At 70.5% G+C, this 19,215-nt stretch carries 20 protein-coding genes; 13 read left to right on the top strand and 7 right to left on the bottom strand.

The genetic code is table 11. The features are described from left to right. Positions 1 to 149 precede the first annotated feature (149 nt). The 4 genes from ACFVS9_RS04755 to ACFVS9_RS04740 all read left to right on the top strand — a co-directional run bounded on the left by ACFVS9_RS04755 (position 150) and on the right by ACFVS9_RS04740 (position 5,079). Positions 150 to 3,332: a nitrate- and nitrite sensing domain-containing protein gene (locus ACFVS9_RS04755; protein ID WP_389930022.1), complete on the top strand. Its 3,183-nt coding sequence runs from the start codon at positions 150 to 152 to the stop codon at positions 3,330 to 3,332. Between the two features lie 10 nt (positions 3,333 to 3,342). Beyond that, the gene (locus ACFVS9_RS04750) at positions 3,343 to 3,756 is read left to right on the top strand and encodes a roadblock/LC7 domain-containing protein (RefSeq protein WP_383117863.1); all 414 of its coding nucleotides are present in this window, start codon (positions 3,343 to 3,345) and stop codon (positions 3,754 to 3,756) included. Between the two features lie 89 nt (positions 3,757 to 3,845). After that, positions 3,846 to 4,517 carry a DUF742 domain-containing protein gene (locus tag ACFVS9_RS04745; protein WP_383117862.1) on the top strand — a complete coding sequence of 224 codons (672 nt, stop codon included), beginning with the start codon at positions 3,846 to 3,848 and terminating at the stop codon, positions 4,515 to 4,517. Next, positions 4,498 to 5,079 carry an ATP/GTP-binding protein gene (locus ACFVS9_RS04740; protein ID WP_014048542.1) on the top strand — a complete coding sequence of 194 codons (582 nt, stop codon included), beginning with the start codon at positions 4,498 to 4,500 and terminating at the stop codon, positions 5,077 to 5,079. The genes ACFVS9_RS04745 and ACFVS9_RS04740 overlap by 20 nt, the downstream gene beginning before the upstream one ends. Before the next feature lie 92 nt (positions 5,080 to 5,171). On the opposite strand, the gene ACFVS9_RS04735 is transcribed toward ACFVS9_RS04740, so the two are convergent. After that, complete coding sequence (locus ACFVS9_RS04735) at positions 5,172 to 5,375, bottom strand: acyl-CoA carboxylase subunit epsilon (protein WP_383117861.1); 204 nt, start codon at positions 5,373 to 5,375, stop codon at positions 5,172 to 5,174. A 54-nt stretch (positions 5,376 to 5,429) separates the two neighbouring features. Then, on the bottom strand, positions 5,430 to 7,013 hold the full coding sequence (locus ACFVS9_RS04730; protein ID WP_383117860.1) for an acyl-CoA carboxylase subunit beta: 1,584 nt from the start codon (positions 7,011 to 7,013) through the stop codon (positions 5,430 to 5,432). 629 nt (positions 7,014 to 7,642) lie between these two features. Here ACFVS9_RS04730 and ACFVS9_RS04725 point away from each other — a divergent pair. Continuing rightward, positions 7,643 to 8,854 (top strand): glycoside hydrolase family 64 protein, encoded by a 1,212-nt coding sequence (locus ACFVS9_RS04725; protein ID WP_389930091.1) that lies wholly within the window; start codon positions 7,643 to 7,645, stop codon positions 8,852 to 8,854. A gap of 164 nt (positions 8,855 to 9,018) precedes the next feature. On the opposite strand, the gene ACFVS9_RS04720 is transcribed toward ACFVS9_RS04725, so the two are convergent. Continuing rightward, the gene (locus ACFVS9_RS04720; protein ID WP_383117859.1) at positions 9,019 to 9,543 is read right to left on the bottom strand and encodes a hypothetical protein; all 525 of its coding nucleotides are present in this window, start codon (positions 9,541 to 9,543) and stop codon (positions 9,019 to 9,021) included. Positions 9,544 to 9,783: 240 nt separating this feature from the next. Here ACFVS9_RS04720 and ACFVS9_RS04715 point away from each other — a divergent pair, with 240 nt between their 5' ends. Next, on the top strand, positions 9,784 to 10,398 hold the full coding sequence (locus ACFVS9_RS04715; protein ID WP_383117858.1) for a YceI family protein: 615 nt from the start codon (positions 9,784 to 9,786) through the stop codon (positions 10,396 to 10,398). Positions 10,399 to 10,513: 115 nt separating this feature from the next. Here ACFVS9_RS04715 and ACFVS9_RS04710 read toward each other — a convergent pair whose 3' ends face one another. The 3 genes from ACFVS9_RS04710 to ACFVS9_RS04700 are packed head-to-tail and all read right to left on the bottom strand — an operon-like array spanning position 10,514 to position 12,642. Beyond that, a complete protein-coding gene (locus ACFVS9_RS04710) occupies positions 10,514 to 11,146 on the bottom strand; it encodes an SAM-dependent methyltransferase (RefSeq protein WP_389930017.1) in 633 nt (210 codons plus the stop codon). Continuing rightward, complete coding sequence (locus tag ACFVS9_RS04705; protein WP_389930014.1) at positions 11,143 to 12,180, bottom strand: NAD(P)/FAD-dependent oxidoreductase; 1,038 nt, start codon at positions 12,178 to 12,180, stop codon at positions 11,143 to 11,145. Before ACFVS9_RS04705 ends, ACFVS9_RS04710 begins: the two co-directional genes overlap by 4 nt. A gap of 15 nt (positions 12,181 to 12,195) precedes the next feature. Beyond that, positions 12,196 to 12,642 carry an ATP-binding protein gene (locus ACFVS9_RS04700; RefSeq protein WP_383117855.1) on the bottom strand — a complete coding sequence of 149 codons (447 nt, stop codon included), beginning with the start codon at positions 12,640 to 12,642 and terminating at the stop codon, positions 12,196 to 12,198. Positions 12,643 to 12,753: 111 nt separating this feature from the next. Between ACFVS9_RS04700 and ACFVS9_RS04695 the strand changes: the two genes are divergently transcribed. The 3 genes from ACFVS9_RS04695 (at position 12,754) to ACFVS9_RS04685 (ending at position 14,304) form a co-directional block, all read left to right on the top strand. Further along, positions 12,754 to 13,575 (top strand): helix-turn-helix domain-containing protein, encoded by an 822-nt coding sequence (locus ACFVS9_RS04695; RefSeq protein WP_389930011.1) that lies wholly within the window; start codon positions 12,754 to 12,756, stop codon positions 13,573 to 13,575. Next, positions 13,572 to 13,883: a DUF397 domain-containing protein gene (locus tag ACFVS9_RS04690; RefSeq protein ID WP_383117853.1), complete on the top strand. Its 312-nt coding sequence runs from the start codon at positions 13,572 to 13,574 to the stop codon at positions 13,881 to 13,883. The genes ACFVS9_RS04695 and ACFVS9_RS04690 overlap by 4 nt, the downstream gene beginning before the upstream one ends. 61 nt (positions 13,884 to 13,944) lie before the next feature. Continuing rightward, a complete protein-coding gene (locus tag ACFVS9_RS04685; RefSeq protein ID WP_389930008.1) occupies positions 13,945 to 14,304 on the top strand; it encodes a hypothetical protein in 360 nt (119 codons plus the stop codon). A 332-nt stretch (positions 14,305 to 14,636) separates the two neighbouring features. Here ACFVS9_RS04685 and ACFVS9_RS04680 read toward each other — a convergent pair whose 3' ends face one another. Then, a complete protein-coding gene (locus ACFVS9_RS04680; RefSeq protein ID WP_389930005.1) occupies positions 14,637 to 15,509 on the bottom strand; it encodes a ketopantoate reductase family protein in 873 nt (290 codons plus the stop codon). A gap of 70 nt (positions 15,510 to 15,579) precedes the next feature. Between ACFVS9_RS04680 and ACFVS9_RS04675 the strand changes: the two genes are divergently transcribed. The 4 genes from ACFVS9_RS04675 to ureB all read left to right on the top strand — a co-directional run bounded on the left by ACFVS9_RS04675 (position 15,580) and on the right by ureB (position 19,215). Next, positions 15,580 to 16,209 carry a TetR/AcrR family transcriptional regulator gene (locus tag ACFVS9_RS04675; protein ID WP_383117850.1) on the top strand — a complete coding sequence of 210 codons (630 nt, stop codon included), beginning with the start codon at positions 15,580 to 15,582 and terminating at the stop codon, positions 16,207 to 16,209. 590 nt (positions 16,210 to 16,799) lie between these two features. Further along, positions 16,800 to 18,170, top strand: coding sequence for a cellulase family glycosylhydrolase (locus ACFVS9_RS04670; RefSeq protein ID WP_389930002.1), 1,371 nt, complete (start codon positions 16,800 to 16,802; stop codon positions 18,168 to 18,170). A 416-nt stretch (positions 18,171 to 18,586) separates the two neighbouring features. After that, entirely contained in the window at positions 18,587 to 18,889 is a 303-nt protein-coding gene (locus tag ACFVS9_RS04665) for an urease subunit gamma (protein WP_383118971.1), read from the top strand. Further along, positions 18,886 to 19,215, top strand: a complete 330-nt coding sequence (gene ureB, locus ACFVS9_RS04660) for an urease subunit beta (RefSeq protein ID WP_383118970.1) — start codon at positions 18,886 to 18,888, stop codon at positions 19,213 to 19,215. Before ACFVS9_RS04665 ends, ureB begins: the two co-directional genes overlap by 4 nt.

Genomic DNA, 19,215 nt, shown 5'->3' with positions numbered 1-19,215 from the left:
GATGCTCGTCCACAGCCGGAATCACGTATTCCGACTGTTTGGAACGCGACCGGTCCGCGTGCTGCAATGCCTCGAACTACCCAGCAGTACGGCCCGTGAACGATAATCCGGCACAACGTAGGTGCCGACGCCGAGAGGTTGTTGGTCGAGTGAGGCGAAGCAACGAGGGCTCCGCGGCGCAGCCGGAGCGGGGCAATTTCACGCCGCCGCGCACCGCCGTGTCCCCGCCCGCGGGCGCGTCGTCGGGTGCGGAGCCGGAACCCGGCAGCACGAGCCGGCTGTCACCGCGGAACTGGCGCGTGCCCACCCGGCTGAACGCGATCCTCCTGATCCCGGCGCTGGTCGGTCTGGTCATGGGCGGTTTCCAGGTGAAGGGGTCGGTCGACACCTGGAACGAGGCCCAGGACGCCGAGAGGACGGCGCTGGTCGTCCGCGCCGCCTCGGCGTACGGACAGGCCCTGCTGAACGAGCGTGACCTCACCGCCCAGCCCCTGCTCTCCAACGAGCGCGACGCCCCCGAGGTGGAGAAGGTACGCGCCACCACGGACAGCGCCGCGTCGAAGTTCGACGCCGCCGTGAAGAACATGCCGGACAAGGAGGGCCTCCACCGCCGGCTGAAGCTCTTCAGGGTGGAGGAGCCCACGCTCCCCGAGCTGCGCAAGGCCGCGTACGCCGAGGCGATGGACCCGGTGAAGACCGAGGAGGGCTACACCAAGGTCCAGCATTCCTTGATGGAGTTCTCCAACGAGCTCGGCCTGGGTACCGGCAACATCACCAGCTACGGCCGCACGGTGTACGCGCTGGAGCTGGCCAAGGCCGCCGAATCGCTCCAGCGCTCCATCGGCATGCACCTGCTGGTGCGGCCGAGCCAGGAGGAGCGCAAGCTCAACGGCCAGGTCACGGCGTTCAGCTCGTACAACTACCTGGAGCAGATCGCCCTCGGTGAGTTCGTCTCCGGTGGTACGGAGGCCGACGCGGCCCGGCTCAAGGAGGTCATGGCCGGGAAGGCCGCCGAGGGGGCCGAGCAGCTGAAGGCCGCCGAGCAGCAGGCCAAGGCCGCGGGCAAGCCCTTCGTGGCGCCGCCGAGCATCGACGGTTCGGTCTTCGACGGCATGGCCCAGCAGATCGGCCAGGGCAAGCAGCCGGACGAGCTGCGGGCCAAGGGCATCACACCCGAGACGTGGATGGCCGCGTCCACCGCCAAGTTCGACGGCTACACCACGGTCGAGAACGAGCTGGTCGACAAGGCCGTGACCGAGGCCGCGGAGATATCGGCCGACGCCCGCAACGCCGCCGTCCTCAACGCCGCGATCGTGATCGTCGCCCTGCTGGCCGCCTTCGTCATCGCCGGGCTCATGGCCCGCCAGATGAGCCGGTCGATGCAACGGCTGCGTACGGCCGCGTTCGGCATCGCCGAGCAGCGGCTGCCGGCGCTGGTCGACCAGCTGTCGCGGACCGAGCCGGGCCGGGTGGACACCCGGGTCAAGCCGATCCCGATCAACAGCCGGGACGAGATCGGCGAGGTCGCCCGTGCCTTCGACCAGGTCCACCAGGAGGCCGTACGGCTCGCCGCCGAGCAGGCGATGCTGCGGGGCAACGTCAACGCGATCTTCACCAACCTGTCGCGCCGCAACCAGTCGCTCATCGAGGGCCAGCTGACCCTCATCACCGGCCTGGAGAACAGCGAGGCCGACCCGGACCAGCTGGAGAGCCTCTTCCGGCTGGACCACCTGGCCACCCGCATGCGCCGGAACGGGGAGAACCTCCTCGTGCTCGCGGGCGAGGAGCCGGGCCGCCGCTGGAACCAGCCGGTACCGCTGGTCGACGTGCTGCGGGCCGCCTCCTCCGAGGTGGAGTCCTACGAGCGCATCGAGCTGAGCGGTGTGCCGGAGAGCGAGATCCACGGCCAGGCCGTGACCGACCTCGTGCACCTGCTGGCCGAGCTGCTGGAGAACGCCACCACGTTCTCCTCGCCGCAGACCAAGGTCCGGGTCACCGCGACCCGGCTGCCCGACGGCCGCGTCATGGTCGAGATCCACGACAAGGGGATCGGCCTCACCGCCGAGGACTTCGCGGACATCAACCACAAGCTGGCCAACCCGCCGACGGTGGACGCCGCGGTGTCGCAGCGGATGGGCCTGTTCGTGGTCGGCCGCCTCGCGGACCGGCACGGCATCCGCGTCCAGCTGCGCCCCTCGGGCGAGCAGGCGGGCACCACCTCGCTGGTCATGCTGCCGGACGCCATCACCCACGGTGGCGGGGGCGAGTCGGTCCAGGAGGGCGACTTCACCGTCTCCTCGATCATGCCCGCGCAGCAGCAGCCGCAGCAGCAGGCCTTCGACCCGATGCCCCAGCCCCTCCCGATGCGTACGGCGGCGGAGCTCGGCTTCGACGACTCCCGCTACGACACCCCGGCTGCGGACTCCCCGCAGCTGGACCCGGTCGGCCGTTCGCTGATGCGTGAGGAGCGCCGGGCCGCGCTGGAGGCCCAGACGGGCGCCGAGCCCCCGCTGTTCCAGGAGGGCGGCTCCGGGCAGCACCAGGACTACGCCCAGGGGCAGTTCGCGCCGCCGGAGCAGTACGGCCAGGCGCAGTACGCCCAGGAGCAGCGGGGCCACCCGCAGTCCGGTTACGCGACCGGCTACGACCCGTACGCGGGCAACGGCTACCAGGAAGTGCGGCAGGACGCCTATCCGGAAGCCGGGTACGCCGCCGCGGATGCCCCGCAGGAGCAGTACGCCGACCCGTTCGCCGGGCAGGGCAGCCCTCCCCAGCAGGACGGCTGGCCGGAACAGGGTGCGTACCAGGGGGGCTTCGAGCCTCCGGTGCGGCCCGAAGCGGAATCCGCGCCGGGCGCTCCCGCCGAAGAGCGGGAGAGCGTAGGCTTCGACCGCCCGGGGCCCACCCCGAACCCCGGTCACGACCTGACCGAGGCGGGCCTCCCGCGCCGGGGCGCGGGCCAGCAGCACTGGCAGCCGACCGGCAGAGGAAACGATCATCCCGCGCCGCCGGAGCAGCGGCAGCGGCAGCAGCCGGAGCCCTCCGAGGGGGAGGGCACCGACGACTGGCGCTCGGCGAACGACGAGCGCTGGGAGCGGGCCGAGAAGCTCCGGGACCCGAAGGCCGGCGGGATCACCCCTTCCGGACTCCCCCGACGCGTGCCCAAGGCCAACCTGGTCGAGGGCACGGCCGAGCAGACCCAGCAGGGCGGCCCACAGGTCTCCCGCGCCCCCGAGGACGTGCGGGGCAGGTTGAGCAACCTGCGGCGCGGCGTCCTGAGGGGACGTACCGCGGGGTCGGACACGAGTAACACCTACAACCAGGAGCGTTAGTGTGAGCCCGATGAGCCAGGCGGCGCAGAATCTCAACTGGTTGATCACCAACTTCGTGGACAACACCCCCGGGGTGTCGCACACGGTGGTGGTCTCCGCCGACGGACTCCTGCTGGCGATGTCCGACGGTTTCCCACGGGACCGCGCCGATCAGCTGGCGGCTGTCGCCTCCGGTCTGACGTCGCTCACCGCGGGTGCCTCACGGATCTTCGAGGGCGGCGCCGTGAACCAGACCGTTGTGGAGATGGAGCGGGGATTCCTCTTCATCATGTCCATCTCTGACGGATCCTCACTGGCCGTACTCTCCCACCCGGACGCCGACATCGGTCTGGTTGGGTACGAAATGGCACTTCTCGTGGACCGTGCGGGAAGTGTTCTCACCCCGGATCTCCGCGCCGAACTCCAGGGAAGTCTTCTTAACTAACAGACAGACAGTGCGTTTCTCGTCACCGCGCCATAAGGTGCGGTGGCGCGACACCACTGGGATGGCGACCGGCAGTCGGAGGAGGAAACGTGGCAGCACCTACAGGCGGACACCCGTACGAGGGCGGTCAGCGGGTTCCGGGTGACCAAGGCGACAACCGTTTCGACATCCCCTCCGTACCCGGCAGACAGGGTCCGCAGGACCCTTACCAGCCGCAGCAGCCGTACCCGCCCCACCGGCAGCACCGGGGCTCGTACGAGGACGACTGGCCGGTTCAGCCCCAGCAGCCGGGTTCCGGGTGGCAGCAGCAGCCCCACCACCAGCAGCAGGAGCCGCAGCAGCCGCAGTGGCACGAGACGCCGCCGTCGCGCATCCAGCCTGTCCAGCGTCAGGCCCCCACGCCTCCGGCGCCCGCGGCACACAACCCGCTGGTCCGTCCGTACGCCATGACCGGCGGCCGGACCCGGCCGCGGTACCAGCTCGCCATCGAGGCGCTGGTCAGCACCACGGCCGATCCCGCCCGGCTGCAAGGGCAGTTGCCCGAGCACCAGCGGATCTGCCGGCTCTGCATCGAGATCAAGTCGGTGGCCGAGGTGTCGGCCCTGCTCTCGATCCCCCTCGGCGTTGCCCGGATCCTCGTGGCCGACCTGGCCGAGGCCGGACTCGTCGCTATCCATCAGCCCGGCGGCGACGAGACCGCCGGCGGCCAACCAGATGTGACACTGCTCGAAAGGGTGCTCAGTGGACTTCGCAAGCTCTAGCGGCGGAGCGGCCCGCTCCACTACCTCGGCGAAGATCGTGGTGGCAGGGGGCTTCGGCGTGGGTAAGACCACGTTTGTCGGTGCCGTTTCGGAGATCAATCCGCTGCGCACCGAAGCCGTGATGACGTCCGCGTCCGCGGGCATCGACGACCTGACCCACACCGGGGACAAGACCACCACCACCGTGGCCATGGACTTCGGACGCATCACCCTGGACCAGGACCTGATCCTCTACCTGTTCGGCACCCCCGGACAGGACCGCTTCTGGTTCATGTGGGACGACCTGGTCCGCGGCGCCATCGGCGCCGTCGTCCTCGTCGACACCCGACGCCTCGCCGACTGCTTCCCCGCCGTCGACTACTTCGAGAACAGCGGCCTCCCCTTCGTCATCGCCCTCAACGGCTTCGACGGACACCAGCCCTACACACCCGACGAAGTACGCGAAGCACTCCAGATCGGTCCGGACACCCCGATCCTCACCACGGACGCGCGGCACCGCGCGGACGCCAAGAGCGCGCTGATCACGCTGGTCGAGCACGCCCTGATGGCACGCCTGCGCTGACCCGGCCGTGGCACGGAGAAGGCCCCGCACTCCTCGGAGGAGTGCGGGGCCTTCTTCGTGCGCGGGACCGCGGGCCGCCTCGGCGGCCCTTCTCAGCCCTGCCAGCTGTGCGGGGCGCGGAAGCCGGGGGTGCGCTCCAGACGGCGCCACCCGGCGGTGCTGCGGCCCCGGTGGGCGGGGGCCTCGGGCCGGGCGGCCGCGCGGGCGAGCAGGACGGCGGTGATGGCGGCGAGCTCCTCGGGGCCGGCCTGGCCCTTCTCGACGCGCAGGACCGAATCGGCGGGGGTGACGCTCATGGGTGTCTCCGTCTTCTGGGGCAGGTGGGCGGGGCCGGGTACGCGCCGCCGCGGCTACTGCGGAGGGTTGCCGTGCTTGCGGGACGGCAGGTCGGCGTGCTTGTTGCGGAGCATCGCGAGCGAGGCGATCAGCACCTCGCGGGTCTCGGCGGGGTCGATGACGTCGTCGACCAGGCCGCGCTCCGCGGCGTAGTAGGGATGCATCAGCTCGGCCTTGTACTCCTTGACCATGCGGGCGCGCATGGCCTCGGGGTCCTCGGCTTCGGCGATCTGCCGTCGGAAGATGACGTTGGCGGCGCCCTCGGCGCCCATCACCGCGATCTCGTTGGTGGGCCACGCGTAGGTGAGGTCGGCGCCGATGGACTGGCTGTCCATGACGATGTACGCGCCTCCGTAGGCCTTGCGCAGGATCAGCGAGATCCTCGGCACGGTGGCGTTGCAGTAGGCGTAGAGCAGCTTCGCGCCATGCCGAATGATCCCACCGTGCTCCTGGTCGACGCCCGGAAGGAAGCCGGGTACGTCCAGAAGAGTGACGATGGGGATGTTGAACGCATCACACATCTGGACGAACCGCGCGGCCTTCTCGGACGCCTCGATGTCCAGGACACCCGCCAGCGCCTGCGGCTGGTTGGCCACGATGCCGACGACCTGGCCGTCGAGCCGGGCCAGGGCGCAGACGATGTTGCGCGCCCAGCGCTCGTGGACCTCCAGGAAGTCGCCGTCGTCGACGAGCTCCTCGATGACCTTGTGCATGTCGTACGGGCGGTTGCCGTCGGCCGGGACCAGGTCCAGCAGGACGTCGCCGCGGCGGTCGGCCGGGTCGTCGCTCGGGACGACGGGCGGGTTCTCCCGGTTGTTGGAGGGGAGCATCCCGATCAGGTAGCGGACCTCGGCGATGCAGGTCTCCTCGTCGTCGTACGCGAAGTGCGCGACGCCCGAGGTCTCGGCGTGCACGTCGGCGCCGCCGAGGCCGTTCTGGGTGATCTCCTCGCCGGTGACCGCCTTGACGACGTCCGGTCCGGTGATGAACATCTGCGAGGTCTCACGGACCATGAACACGAAGTCGGTCAGGGCCGGGCTGTAGGCCGCGCCCCCCGCGCACGGGCCGAGCATCACGCTGATCTGCGGGATGACGCCGGAGGCGCGGGTGTTGCGCTGGAAGATGCCGCCGTAGCCGGCGAGCGCGGAGACGCCCTCCTGGATGCGGGCGCCGGCGCCGTCGTTGAGCGAGACCAGCGGGGCACCGGCCGAGATGGCCATGTCCATGATCTTGTGGATCTTCGTGGCGTGGGCCTCGCCCAGCGCCCCGCCGAAGATCCGGAAGTCGTGCGCGTAGACGAAGACCGTCCGGCCCTCGACCGTGCCCCAGCCGGTGATGACACCGTCGGTGTACGGCTTCTTGGCCTCCAGGCCGAAGCCGGTCGCCCGGTGCCGGCGCAGCTGCTCGACCTCCTTGAACGATCCCTCGTCGAGCAGCAGCTCGATGCGCTCCCGCGCCGTCAGCTTGCCCTTGGCGTGCTGCGCCTCGGTCGCCCGGTCGCTCGGTCCACGCCGGGCCTGCTCGCGCAGCGCCAGCAGTTCGGCCACCCGGCCACGGGTGTCGCTCGGCTCGCCCGGGATTTCGTCCACAACGGTCATACGTCGACCCTACGAACCCGACCGCGGAAACCCTGCCGTTCACTCCGGACAGTCTCCTGCCCGGTTTCCTGGTGGCACCTGACAGAAGCCGGGCACCATGCAGCCCATCCGCCAGCTCGTGGGGCGCTCGCGTTGTAGGTGTCCGACAAAGCCGGGGGTGTGGCGCCCGCCACATCCCGGCCCGCGCGCCACGCCGCGGATGCACCGGGGCGGGCGACGGGTCCACCGCAATGGCAGGGGTGCGGGCACCGGAGCGCCCGCCCGTGGCGGCCGGCTCCGCGCGGGGCCGCACCGCACCGGGACGAGGAACGACCGTACCCGTCCGGCGCCGGGCGGGACGGCCCGGGTCCTGGCCTCGGGAGCGGGGCCCGGCCCCGAGCCGCCTTCACCTCCTGTTCACTCCCCGCATGCGGCGGTGGACCAGCTGTGGCCAAAACCCTTTCCGCAGCGTCGAGTTGTGAAGAAGGGGCCGTTCCTGAGAGCGCTCTCAGTCGTAACTCTTGACGCTCACCGGTGCCGTCGCGAGAGTGGTCCGGACCGCAGACGGCCCCGGTTCACCCCCACAGCATCCCCTCACCCCCGTCTGCGACCCCCCACACCTCGGGAGTTCCCTCGTGATTTCGCGCAGAATGTTCCTGACGGGCGCCGCCGCTTCCGCGACCGCCCTCACCTACCCCCTCTGGGGCAGCGCCCTGAGCCCGCGTACGTCGGCGGCCGCCGCCACCTGCGAACTGGCCCTGGAGAACCGCTCGTTGCCCGGCACGGTGCACGCCTACGTCACCGGCCACGAACAGGGCACGGACCGCTGGGTGCTCCTGCGCCCGGACGGCAGCGTCTACCGCCCCGACTCCCCCGGCGCCCCGCAGACCCCCCTGCCGGTGGACTGCGCCATCCCCCTGAACGGCGCGGGCGGGGACCCGGTCGTCCTGACCCTGCCCCAGATGTACGGGGCGAGGGTCTACTTCGTGCGCGACGACAAGCTGGACTTCTACCTCAACCCGGGCCCCTCCCTGGTGGAGCCGGCGTTCGCGACGCCCACCGACCCGAACTACGGCAGAACCTGGTCGTTCTGCGAGTTCACCTTCAACCCGCAGCAGCTGTACGCGAACATCAGCTACGTCGACCTCGTGACGGCCCTGCCGATCGGGCTGACCCTGGAGGGGGACGGCACGCACACCGTGGCCCCGCTCCCGGACGGCGCGGTCCAGCGCATCGCCGACGACCTGACGGCGCAGGCGGCCTCCGACGGGCAGCCCTGGGACGAGCTGGTCACCCGGGGCCCGGACGGCCAGGTCCTGCGGGTCGTCTCGCCGCAGAACCTGATGGCGCCGTTCTTCGACCGGCCGGACGAGATGCCGTTCCGGGACCTGTTCACCGCGCAGATCGACGAGGTCTGGGAGAAGTACCGCTCCACGGACCTGCGGATCGACCTGCAGGGGGGCCGGGGCACCCTGGCGGGCCGCGTCAGCGGGGACACCCTGGCCTTCGAGGGCGGCCACACGTTCGTCAAGCCGACGTCGAAGGACATCTTCACCTGCAACCACGGCCCGTTCACGAACGACCCGAACGACTCCGACGACAAGAAGGCGCTGCTGGCCAGGATCGCGGCGGGCTTCAACCGTTCGATCATGCTCAGCCACCCGCAGCAGCCCAACGGCACGACCGTCGGGGACTACTACCAGGGCGGGGTGACGAACCACTGGTCGCGCGTGGTGCACGCGAACTCGCCGATCGGTTACGCCTTCCCCTACGACGACGTACGCCCGGACGGCGAGCCGGACGTGTCGGGGGCCGCGCACGACGGCAACCCCCGCCGCTTCACGGTGAGCGTGGGTTCCTGACCGCGCCGTGACGCCGTGACACCCGTGCCCGCCCCCCGTCCGCGGCGGGCGGGCACGGCCGCACCCCTCCCCGTGCGGCCCGGCGCGGGAGTGCCCCCGTCCACCGTGGACGGGGGCACCTCGCACGAGCGGGCCCGGTGCGGGGAGGGCTCGCTCCCGAGGGCTCAGCAGCCGCCGCAGTTGTAGTACGTCACGTCCCAGTGGTTGCCCTCGTCCGCGTAGACGTTGCCGGAGCCGGACTGGTACTGCGGGGCGCCGTCGCCGCGCACACCGATGTAGGTGAACACGCCCTTCACGTAGTTCGTGAGGCAGGTGCTCTTGCCGAAGTCGAGCTTGTAGCCGTTCCAGTGCGAGTAGGTGCCGCTCGCGTGCCCCGTCTCGGTGCCTCCGGTGATGTTGAGCGCGCAGCCCGTGGCGCTCTTCAGCGTCTGGGCGCCCTGGGCGCTGGTCAGGTTGAGCTGGTCGAACGACGTACAGGTGGAGACGTTCCGGTTGGAGCAGCCGCCCGAGGACGACCAGGTGACTCCGGACGAGCTGAAGCGGGAGGTCGCCTGGGAGTGGGTCAGCTTGGTGACGGCGTGGGCCTCGGTCGCACCGCCGCCCAGGACGCCGACTCCGGGGGCGAAGAGCACACCGAGGACGAGCGCGAGGGCGGTGAGGGCCGAGCGGAGCCTGGGACGGGTCAGCATGGGGGGAATCCTCCTGCTCATGACAAATACGGGCGAGGCAGATACTGCCGCAGTTCTACGCGCGTCCGCCAGAGGCCGGGTGGCGCGGAAGGGAACTCTCCATGACTTTCGGACCGGCCTGGACCCTTGATGTTGAACTTTGAACAAAAGAGGTCTACAGTCAATCTCGTTGAAGGTTAAACCAAACGTTCGGCGGTCTGTCGTACAGAGCGCGTCGGAACACGTCCCCGAGGAGGAGCCATGGCTCTGTTCAACCGCAAGAACACCGCCCCGTCCACCACCGCGACCCTCGCCGTGGACCCGGCGCTGGCCGCCCTGACCGGCACGTACACGATCGACCCGGCCCACAGCAGCATCGGTTTCACCGTGCGCCACGCCATGGTCACCAACGTGCGGGGCTCCTTCGGTGAGCACGAGGGCACCCTCACGCTGGACGGCACGGACCCCGGCGCCTCCTCGGCTTCCATCGACGTCACCATCTCCAGCGTCGACACCGGCATCGCCGACCGCGACGGCCACCTGGTCAGCGGCGACTTCTTCGACGCCGAGAAGTTCCCCCTGATGACGTTCCGCTCGACCCAGGCCGAGCAGCTCGGCGGCGACACCTACCGCGTCACCGGCGACCTCACGATCAAGGACGTCACCCGTCCGCTCTCCATCGACCTGGAGTTCAACGGCTCCGCCACCGACGTCTACGGCAACGAGCGCGTCGGCTTCGAGGGCGGCGCCGACATCCTGCGCTCCGACTGGGGCCTGACCTGGAACGCCGCGCTGGAGACCGGCGGCGTGATGGTCAGCGACAAGGTCAAGCTGAACTTCGACATCTCCGCGATCAAGGCCGCCCCGCAGGCCTGATCCTCCGGAACCGAGCGCGCCCGCCGGCCCTTCCCTTCGGGGGAGGACGGCGGGCGCTCGGCGTTCACGGGACGGCGGCCGGACCCGGCGCACTCACCGCCGGGGCCGGTGCGGCTCACTCCTTGCGGCGGACCTTCAGCGCGTTGTCGGTGCGGGTCGTGGGGTTGCCCTCGGGGTCGTTCTGGACTCGTTCGTGCTCCTCGCTGAGCAGCACCTCCCACTCCCCTTCCGGGAGTTCGAGGGAGGCGAGCACCTCGTCCGTGGTCGGCAGCTCCATGTCCGCGTGGTCGTGCTCCCAGGAGGGGAAGCCGGCGTGCCCGACGATCAGGAGGACGCCACCCGGGGCGACCGCCGAGGCGGCCCGCCTCAGGATGCGCTCGCGGGGCAGGTCGCCCATGGAGTGCAGGAACTGGGCGGAGACCAGGTCGTACTCCCCCTCGGGGAACGAGGCCCCCAGGTCGTGCCACTGCCAGTCGACCCGGTCCGCGACACCGGCCTCGGCCGCGTGGACCGCCGCGCGCTCCAGGGCGACGCGCGAGATGTCGGTCGCGGTGACCCTCCAGCCCCACCGGGCGAGCCATACCGCGTCGGCTCCCTCGCCGCAGCCCAGGTCGAGAGCGCGTCCGGGCTTGAGGCCCTCCACCTCCCGGACCAGGGCGACATTGGGGTTGCCGCTCCAGATCCGGTTGCTCTCGCGGTAGCGCTCGTCCCACATCTCGGCGTCGGTGCGGGTGCTGTCGGTGGTCATCGCGTCTCCTGCAATCCGTGACGGCGGTCCCCGAGCACACGCTCGGTGACCTGGCGTTCGGCCTCGGCCGAGAAGGGTGCGCGGCGGGCGTCCACCGCGCGGCGGGTGTCCTCGGTGACGAGGTCCATGTTGATCATCGACGCCGCCTTGAGCCCCGCAGCCGCGGCTCCGACGACCTGCTCCATGAGGTTGGCGACGTTACCGGCCACCCACACGCCGGGCACGTCGGTGGCTCCGGCCGGGTCGGCCGCGATGTACGAGCCGACGACGTGCTCGCCCATCACCATCTCGGTGGGCACCAGCCCCAGGCTCTCCAGGACCGCCGACCGTGCGGTGAAGCGGGGCTGGACGACGACCGCCTCGCGCGGGATCACCGTGCCCCCGGCCAGCCGCACACCGGTGAGCCGGTCGTCGGCCACCTCCAGGCCCTCCACCGTGCCGTCCACCACGGAGATCCCCCGGGCGGCGAGCTGCTCGTACTCCTCGTCGCCGAAGTCGGCCTGCTCGTGGCGGAACAGCACCACGTCGTCGGTCCACTGCCGCCAGAGCAGCGCCTGGTGGACAGCCATGGGGCTGAGCGCCAGCACACCGACCGGCCGGTCCCGCACCTCCCAGCCGTGGCAGTACGGGCAGTGCAGCACCTCGTTGCCCCAGCGCTCGGCGACGCCCTCCACCGGCGGCAGCTCGTCCACGATTCCCGTGGTCACCAGCAGGCGACGGGCCTCGACGGCTCCCCCGTCCGCCCGCGCGACACGGAATCCCCCGGCCAGCTTCTCGGCCGAGACGACTTCGCCCCGGACGATGTCGGCGCCGTACTCCGCCGCCTCGGCCCGGCCGATGGCCAGCAGCTCCAGAGGCGGTATTCCCTCCCGTCCCAGGTAGTTGTGGGCGTGGGACGCGGTTGCGTTGCGCGGGCTGCCCGCGTCGATCACCAGCACGGAACGCCGTGCCCTGGCCAGGGCCAGCGCCCCACTCAGCCCGGCCGCCCCGCCGCCGATCACCACGACGTCGTACCGCTGGTTCGTCTCGCTCATGCGGATCACCTCCTGTTACGGAAGATGGTGCGCGTGAGCCCCCGGCTCGACAAGTTTGTTTGCCGAACCGGCAAACTCGCACCACACCGTCTTCCCCGGGTTCCGCTCCCCCACCCCCCAGGTGCCGGCGAGCGCCCCGACGAGCAGCAGGCCGCGCCCGTACTCCGCGTACGGACCGGGGCCGGACTCCCCGCGGACCTCGCCGCCCCCGCTGTCGTGCACCTCGATCCGGAGCACGTCCTTCCAGGTCAGCTGTACCCGGAACCCCCTCCCGGGCGGGACTCCGTGGACCAGCGCGTTGGTGGCGAGTTCGCTCACGCAGAGCAGTACGTCGTCGAGGTCCACCTCGCACGCCCAGTCGAGCAGGGCCTCACGGACGAACTGGCGCACGAGGGGGACGGACCTGCGCTCACGGCGGTAGAACGCCTCGCGGAAGTGGACGAGTTGCGTTGATTCATTCACAGGACGACTGTCACAGCACGTCACTACTGTGGGTCACCGCGTCAGGTCGTACACCGCTTCTGTACGAGTGCTGACGGGTCCGGCGGGGGCACGTACGGGGAGAGGCACTTCATGCAGTCGGCGAAGAAGAGCAAGCGGGTCACGTCCTGGCACCTCATCGGCGCACAGCTCGCCGCCTTCCGCCGGGCGGCCGGGCATACGCAGACGTCGCTGGCCGACCGGTTCTGCGTCGGCGAGGACACGATCGCCTCGATCGAGCAGGGCCGCCGGCCGCTCCAGGCGGACTTCGCGGCCCAGCTGGACGAACTGCTGGAGACGAAGGGCGTGTTGCAGGTCGCTGTGGCGAAGGTGCCGCAGAAGGAGCGGTTCCCGGCGTTCGTGCAGGATTTCGTGGAGTACGAGCAGAAAGCGGTGACGCTGCTGTCGTACGAGAACCAGGTGGTGCCTGGGCAACTCCAGACCGAGGGGTACGCGCGGTTCGTGTTCTCCTGTCTTTATCCGCCGCTCGAAGACGGACAGCGCGAGGAGTGGGTGGCCGCCCGGATCGACCGGCAGCAGCTCCTCGAACGCAGGCCGCGCCCCATGCTCCACTTCATCCTGGAGGAGAGCATCCTTCGCAGCGAGATCGGTGACCCATGCATGCGGCGGGAGCAGATCCAGCGCCTGCGGGAGAGTATGGAGCTTCCCTTCCTGGGGCTACAGATCATGCCGATGAAGCTCGCCAAACACGCCGGTCTGGCCGGCCCGATGGTCCTGCTGGAGACACCGGATCACGACCACCTGGCTTATGTGGAGGCGCAGTTGACCAGCGTGCTCCACGACGATCCGGAGACCGTCAGTGTCCTTCACCAGAAATATGGGATGCTGCGTTCGCAGGCGCTTTCCATCGAGAACAGTGCGCGCCTACTGGATGATCTGCTTGGAGAGTCATGACTCGCGCGGCACACGGCACGAATCTCTCGTGGTTCAAGTCCAGCCACAGCAGCGACCAGGGCGGCGCCTGCCTCGAAGTCGCCTACGAATGGCGCAAGTCCAGCCACAGCGGCAGCGAGGGCGGCAACTGCGTCGAAGTCGCGTACGACTGGCGCAAGTCCAGCCACAGCAGCGACCAAGGCGGCAATTGCGTCGAGGTCTCCGCCCACCCCGCCGCCGTGCACATCCGTGACTCCAAGGTCACCGACGGCCCGGTCCTGACCGTGCCCCCGGCCGCCTGGGCCACGTTCGTCGGTGCGGCGGTCTGAGCACGCGGGTCCCGTCCCGATCCGGTGGATACACCGGACCCCGCGGTGGGTGGTGGCTCTGGTGGCTGTGTATGTCGTCGCGCTGGTCCTCGTGGGCGCCGCTTCGCACATCGCCGACCTCGCCCGCAGCGGACCGCATCCGTACGGCTGGGCTCCGGACCGGCTGAACCTGTACTGGTCCTCGCCGGCCGTGTTCGACTCGCTGGCGGCCCTGCTTCTGGTCAGCGGAAAGCGAGCGGACGTGGACCTCACGTGCGTGATCATGGCGACTGATCTGACGGCCAACTGGTATGCGGCCTACGGCATCCAGCACAGCGACTTCTTCGCAGAACCGGGCCTGCGACGGCTCACCGTGTTCACCCTGCTCGTGCTCGCAACAGGCCCCTTGATCCGGTCCCGTCTCAGTGCCCTCACCAGGTGAATCGACCCCTGGAGTCACCTCGTTCGGTGGAGGCCGCAGGCCGCCGTCCAGGGGCGGGGATCGTTGAACGGTTTCGTGAGGCCCTGCCCGCCGAGTCGGCCCGCAGCAAGCCCCTGATCAACCCCTCACACAGGGCGGCCGAGTCCCCGCCGGGCGAGCAGGCCGCCACCGGCGACGCGTGACGCCGGTCGGGCCGGTCGGGCCGGTCAGCGGGCGAGGACGCCGGGAGGGACGCGGGAGCAGCGGGCGGGGCCGACGGCGGAGGAGCGCCCGGAACGTACCGGAGCGGTACTCACGTGTGATCCGGCCGAAGAGGCGCGACCGCCTGTCGCCTACCGGACTTTCGCGCAGGCGCGGAGCTGTTCGGCCAGCCGCGCGAGTTCGGCCGCCGTCGCGGGCGAGGCGTCGCTGAGTCCGCTCTGTACGGCCGTCGGGCTCCGCAGGAAGCGCCGCAGCGTGGCCACGAGCAGCCCTTCCGGCAGGGTCCGCAACGCGGCGAACCCGCGAGGGACCAGCGGCGTCGGCATGGCGGCCAGGTTCTGCCGCATGAGGTGGAGCATGTCGCGGACCGCGTCCGGATCGTCGGCCAGCGCCACCGGGCCGCCCGCCGTGCGCACCGCCTGACCGAGTGGCACCTCGAACGCGGCGTGCGTCTTGAGCCAGGCGTCCATCTTCGGCTCGGGCCTGGCGTTCATACCCGCGGTGCGGAACGTCCGCACGATCCGTTCGAGTCGCGGGGTGGTCCGGCCGTCGGGTTCGCCGATCGGCATCGCGACCCGGCGGGTCATGAAGTCGGCCGCGCGGTGGCGGACCACGTCGCCGTCCATCGTGCCGCCTGTCGCGCCGAAGCCGAGCAGCACCCGCTCATGGCCGATCACCGCGCCCAGCGGCTCCGGGCCGGCCGCCCAGTTGAGCAGGAACAGCACGTCGCCGTCGAGACCGGCGAGTGACTCCAGCACCGCGTCCACCTGGTGGGTGCGCACGAGGACCGCGATCAGGTCGTACCCGTCGGCCGGGTGCTCGACCACGGGCACCGGTACCCGCCTGACGACCGGGCTGCCCGCCTCGGCGAGCTGCACGCCGTGTCGGCGCAGGGCGGCCAGGCGCTCGCCCCGGGCGAGGAGCGCGACGTCGTGCCCGGCCTCGTGCAGGTGGGCGGCGAACAGGCTGCCGAGAACCCCGGCGCCGTACACGAGCAGTCTCATGGCTCCCTTTTCCGTACGTTCGTTTCAGTCATACGTTCGTTTGAATCAAACGTCTGTAGTGTACGCAGACATGGCGCCATCTGACACCCGCACCCAGATCCTCGACGCGGCCGAACGCCTCTTCGCCGAGCGCGGTTACCGAGGCACCTCCGTCCGCGCCATCACGGACCTCGCCGGAGCGAACCTTGCCGCCGTCGGGTATCACTTCGGCTCGAAGGCGGAACTCCTGGCCGCGGTCGCCCGCCGTGTGATCGAGCCCGTCAACGCCGCGCAGTGCGCCGGGCTCGACCGACTGCTCGCCAGGACTCCGGACCCCGCGGTCACCGAACTGGTGGAGGCGTTCGCGGGGCCGCTGTTCGACGGGATGCCGGCCGGTGACGAGGGCGGTGCCCGGAGATCCCGGCTGATCGTGACGATCCTCAGCGACCCGGCCGAGGAGGTGCGCAGCTGGACCGGTCCGGCCGAGGACACGGTCGGTGAGCGCTACCTGGCGGCCTTCGGGCGCGCGCTGCCCGGCCTCTCCCCGGAGGAACTGCGGTTCCGGTTGCGGGGGATCCTCGCCGTGACGGCCATGGACCGCGTCGAGGTCCACCAGCAGCACTCCCCGGCCTGCCCGTCCCCGGCGACGGGCGAGACGGCCCGGCACTGGGCGATCACGTTCCTGACGGCGGCGATGACCGCACCACCGACGGGGACCTGACCACCAGCTCCCCGTTTTTCCCAGACACGGCTACGACTCGTTCACCTGCGCCGATGGCCGTGCGGGTGTGGCATCCGGCAGTGCGTCGCCCGTAAGCGACGAGTCATCACCGCGGCTGGGACGCCACCGGTGGACCGCTACACCCACGGTGTCCCGTCCCGCCGGCTCCACCGACACCACGAGCGCTTCCTCACCTTCACGGGCATCACCCACGCCCTCATCCGCTACCGCGGACTCGATGTCCGGGGCGTGCACGGGCAGTTCACCCGGAGCCGCAGCGCCTGTGCCCGGCGGGCGGGCGGGCGGGCGGCGTTTCCGTGCGGCGGGCGGGCAGCGTTTCCGTGCCGCGACTGCGGGAGGGCAGGTCGGCTACGGGCCCACCCGCGACGCCACCGACCAGGGGCGCCTCGACGGGAGCAGCGCCGGCGAGGCCGCCGGACACGACGCCCAGGCCCGCGCCCGGGACCCGTCGCCTTTGTCGAATGCCTGTCGAATGTCTGTACGCGCATCTGGCCTCCGGTGTACGGTCGCGGCCGAACCCCCTTGGGAGCGCTCCCACTCAGATTCCGCTTCGTACGAGGAGGACCACCATGAAACGCCTGTTCGCCTTACTGGCGACCTTCGCGACCGTCCTGGGCCTGACGGCGGCATTCGGTCCGCAGGCGGTGGCCGCCGCCGGCTGCAAGGTCGAATACACCGTCGCCAGCCAGTGGCAGGGCGGCTTCCAGGCCGGGGTGAAGGTCACCAACCTCGGAGACCCCGTCACCGGCTGGACGCTCCGGTTCGCCATGCCGGACGCCGGACAGCGGGTCACGCAGGGCTGGAACGCCACCTGGTCGCAGTCCGGTTCCGCGGTCACCGCCGTCGCCGTCGACTGGAACCGCACCCTGGCCACCGGCGCGGCCGCCGACCTCGGTTTCTCCGGCTCGCTCACCGGCGCCAACCCGAAGCCCACGGCGTTCACGCTCAACGGTGTCGCCTGCACGGGCTCCACCGGGGGGCCCACCCCCGACCCGGACCCGGGAACCCCGCTGGAGGCCAACGGCTCGCTCCACGTCTGCGGCGTGAACCTGTGCAACCAGCACGACCGCCCCGTCCAGCTGCGGGGGATGAGCACGCACGGCATCCAGTGGTTCGGCGCCTGCTACGGCGCCGCCTCCCTGGACGCGCTGGCCCACGACTGGAAGGCGGACCTGCTGCGCATCGCCATGTACGTCCAGGAGGACGGTTACGAGACCGACCCGGCGGGCTTCACCAGCCGCGTGAACGGCCTCGTCGACATGGCCGAGGCCCGGGGCATGTACGCGCTGATCGACTTCCACACCCTGACGCCGGGCGACCCGAACTTCAACCTGGACCGGGCGAAGACGTTCTTCGCGTCGGTCGCCGCCCGCAACGCGCAGAAGAAGAACGTGATCTACGAGATCGCCAACGAGCCCAACGGTGTCAGCTGGCCGGCCATCAAGAGCTACGCCGAGCAGGTCATCCCGGTGATCCGGGCCGCCGATCCGGACGCCGTCGTCATCGTCGGCACCCGCGGCTGGTCCTCGCTCGGAGTCTCGGACGGCTCCAACGAGAACGAGGTCGTCAGCAGCCCGGTCAACGCCACCAACATCATGTACGCGTTCCACTTCTACGCCGCGAGCCACAAGGACGCCTACCGCACCACGCTGGGCCGGGCGGCCTCGCGACTGCCGCTGTTCGTCACCGAGTTCGGCACGGTGAGCGCCACCGGCGGCGGGGCGCTGGACGTGGCGAGCACCACGGCCTGGCTGGACCTGCTGGACCAGCTGAAGATCAGCTATGCCAACTGGACCTACTCGGACGCCCCCGAGAGCAGCGCGGCGTTCCGGCCGGGCACCTGCGGCGGTGGCGACTACAGCAGCAGCGGCGTGCTGACGGAGTCCGGAGCGCTGCTGAAGAACCGGATCAGTACGCCCGACAGCTTCCCCACGAGCTGACCTCGGGCCGGCGGGCACGGGAGTGACGCGGGCCGGGCGGCCCGCACCCCGGCGGTCCGGCCTCACGTGCCGCGCGGGCGAGCCGCCCGCCGTGACTCGCCCCCGTGAGTCGCCCCCCCGTACGGGAGGAGGACAGGGCCGGGGGCCCCGTCCCGGCCTGCGTGCCCGAAGTCGCCCGCCACGACCCCCTCCTGGGCGGCCGCGCACCCCCGCCCGGGGTGCGCGGCCGCCCTTCCCTTCGGTCCGATGACGGCCAATTTTTGTCCTCTTTGCCCGTATATAGTGGGTCATGATGCAAGAAGGGGATTTTTTGCGGTGCGCCGCAAGTTGCCACGGCACGTCCCGGAGGTTTATAAGAGGAACGTGGTGAAGGCGATTCCGGGAATTCCGGGAGACTGCCGCCATGGAGGTTTTCCATGTTTCTCACTCCGTCCGACACGGAGAAATTGCTGCTGAGCGTCGCGGGAATGGTCGCCCGCGACCGGCGGGAGCGGGGCGTGCGCCTCAACTACCCCGAGGCGGTCGCCCTGCTCGCCTGCTGGGCGATGGAACGGGCCCGCGACGGGGTCAGGGTGGCCGAGCTGATGAGTGCGGGACGGTCCGTACTCACCCGGGCTGACGTGCTCGAAGGCGTACCCGAGATGCTGCATGACGTCCAGGTCGAGGCGACCTTCCCGGACGGGCGCAAGCTCGTCACGATCACCTCGCCGATCCCGTGATCCCCGGCGAGATCCGCACCGGTTCCGGTGTGCTCGACATAAATTCGGGACGCCCGAAATTGCGGCTCACCGTGGTGAACGACGGCGACCGCCCCATTCAGGTCGGATCGCATTTCCATTTCTCCGACGTGAATCCCGCGCTTTCCTTCGACCGCTCCCTCGCAGAGGGATTCAGGCTCGATATACCCTCCGGCACGTCGCTGCGTTTCGAGCCCGGCGTCGGTGCGGAGATCACCCTCGTCGCCCTCGGCGGGAGCGGGACGGTGCCCGGCATCGTCGTACGCCCCTCCCCCGGGTCCGGCGCCACCCAGACGGAGGCGGAGTGA

The organism is Streptomyces sp. NPDC058008 (assembly GCF_042886395.1).
Lineage (GTDB): Bacteria > Actinomycetota > Actinomycetes > Streptomycetales > Streptomycetaceae > Streptomyces.
Note: the sequence above shows the minus strand (reverse complement) of the source record. Positions and strands in the feature narration are given on the sequence as shown.

Coding starts and splice junctions, on each gene's coding strand:
- ACFVS9_RS04670 (WP_389930002.1), top strand. CDS start 16,800: ATGAAACGCCTGTTCGCCTTACTGGCGACCTTCGCGACCGTCCTGGGC.
- ACFVS9_RS04725 (WP_389930091.1), top strand. CDS start 7,643: ATGTTCCTGACGGGCGCCGCCGCTTCCGCGACCGCCCTCACCTACCCC.
- ACFVS9_RS04680 (WP_389930005.1), bottom strand. CDS start 15,509: ATGAGACTGCTCGTGTACGGCGCCGGGGTTCTCGGCAGCCTGTTCGCC.
- ACFVS9_RS04735 (WP_383117861.1), bottom strand. CDS start 5,375: ATGAGCGTCACCCCCGCCGATTCGGTCCTGCGCGTCGAGAAGGGCCAG.
- ACFVS9_RS04665 (WP_383118971.1), top strand. CDS start 18,587: ATGTTTCTCACTCCGTCCGACACGGAGAAATTGCTGCTGAGCGTCGCG.
- ACFVS9_RS04675 (WP_383117850.1), top strand. CDS start 15,580: ATGGCGCCATCTGACACCCGCACCCAGATCCTCGACGCGGCCGAACGC.
- ACFVS9_RS04705 (WP_389930014.1), bottom strand. CDS start 12,180: ATGAGCGAGACGAACCAGCGGTACGACGTCGTGGTGATCGGCGGCGGG.
- ACFVS9_RS04695 (WP_389930011.1), top strand. CDS start 12,754: ATGCAGTCGGCGAAGAAGAGCAAGCGGGTCACGTCCTGGCACCTCATC.
- ACFVS9_RS04715 (WP_383117858.1), top strand. CDS start 9,784: ATGGCTCTGTTCAACCGCAAGAACACCGCCCCGTCCACCACCGCGACC.
- ACFVS9_RS04750 (WP_383117863.1), top strand. CDS start 3,343: ATGAGCCAGGCGGCGCAGAATCTCAACTGGTTGATCACCAACTTCGTG.
- ACFVS9_RS04690 (WP_383117853.1), top strand. CDS start 13,572: ATGACTCGCGCGGCACACGGCACGAATCTCTCGTGGTTCAAGTCCAGC.
- ACFVS9_RS04730 (WP_383117860.1), bottom strand. CDS start 7,013: ATGACCGTTGTGGACGAAATCCCGGGCGAGCCGAGCGACACCCGTGGC.
- ACFVS9_RS04720 (WP_383117859.1), bottom strand. CDS start 9,543: ATGCTGACCCGTCCCAGGCTCCGCTCGGCCCTCACCGCCCTCGCGCTC.
- ACFVS9_RS04710 (WP_389930017.1), bottom strand. CDS start 11,146: ATGACCACCGACAGCACCCGCACCGACGCCGAGATGTGGGACGAGCGC.